1 pseudogene is annotated in these 414 nt (G+C 60.4%); it reads left to right on the top strand.

Features of this window, described 5'->3' with window-relative positions:
- Positions 1 to 262 precede the first annotated feature (262 nt).
- Positions 263 to 414: pseudogene (locus EN786_RS39185) on the top strand (biotin transporter BioY); the annotation flags it as partial.

A 414-nucleotide genomic window follows, 5' to 3' on the forward strand; every position in this document is an offset into this window, starting at 1 on the left:
GGCCAGAAGCCGGTCAAGACCGCCTCCGGCAGGACCCGCGACGCCTTCGCCATCGTGGGGTAGCAGACGGCACCGCATCGGCGTTCACTCCTCGTCATTATGCCCGCCTCGGCGCCATCCGGTACGACCTGCATGGTCTGTATCCGCCGCCTTATCGAGCGCCGTGTCGCAGTCGGGCTTGCCATCTCCGCGAAAATATGGATTCGATAATAGATGAAGTCGAAAAATTATCTATAATTTCACGCGAACCAGGGAAGACACCGTGACCAACGCAACCATTTCGACCTACAAGCCCTCCTTCAGCCCGCTGCGGCTGCACAGCCGTTCGCTCGCCTGGCAGATCGGCGCCGTCATTCTCGGCTCACTGTTCCTGGCGCTGTCTTCCTATATCGAGGTGCCGATGGTGCCGGTCCC

The organism is Mesorhizobium sp. M4B.F.Ca.ET.143.01.1.1 (assembly GCF_004792275.1).
Classification (GTDB): Bacteria; Pseudomonadota; Alphaproteobacteria; order Rhizobiales; family Rhizobiaceae; genus Mesorhizobium; species Mesorhizobium abyssinicae.